This is a genomic window from Fictibacillus phosphorivorans (assembly GCF_023715845.1).
Classification (GTDB): Bacteria; Bacillota; Bacilli; order Bacillales; family Fictibacillaceae; genus Fictibacillus; species Fictibacillus phosphorivorans_D.
Genome location: NZ_JAMBOR010000058.1, coordinates 1 through 480 on the forward strand (window position 1 = coordinate 1; position 480 = coordinate 480).

Annotated in this window: 1 protein-coding gene; it reads right to left on the minus strand. The window is 69.2% G+C overall.

The window, feature by feature from the left end; translation table 11 throughout:
* Window positions 1–480 (minus strand): hypothetical protein (locus M3206_RS18780; RefSeq protein WP_251314032.1); only part of this gene is annotated, 480 nt, incomplete at both ends.

Sequence of the window (480 nt, forward strand, 5' to 3'; positions counted from 1 at the left end):
GGCCTGTCCGACGATGTTGCGGCGGTCGAACAGCGTGCGCTCGACGCCCGCATCGTCCGGCGCGCGCACGACGTCCGACACCGCGCTCAGCGCGGCGAGCACGACCACGAGGTTTTCCTCCGCATGGCGGACCTTGGCGGCGAGTTCCTCGGTACGGCGAGGGAAAAAGCCGAGCGACTGCTTGAGCGCACCGAGCGCCGCGCGATAGTTGACATGGCCGGACGCCGCCCCGAACCAGCGTTCGAACATGCCGGCCTTGCGCGTCGCTTGCGCGAGCATCCCGGCCATCATGTCGGCCGCGCCGAGTTCGTTGAATTCGCGCGTCGTCGCCGCGACGGCTTCGACGAGGTTGCCGGCCGTCTCCAGCGCGCCGTCGCCGATCGTCGCGACCGTCGCGAGCTTCAGCGGCACCAGTTGTCGGATATGCCGCTCGATGCGCGGCGCGTAGTCGGGATAGAGATTCGGAAAGCTGGCCTGCGC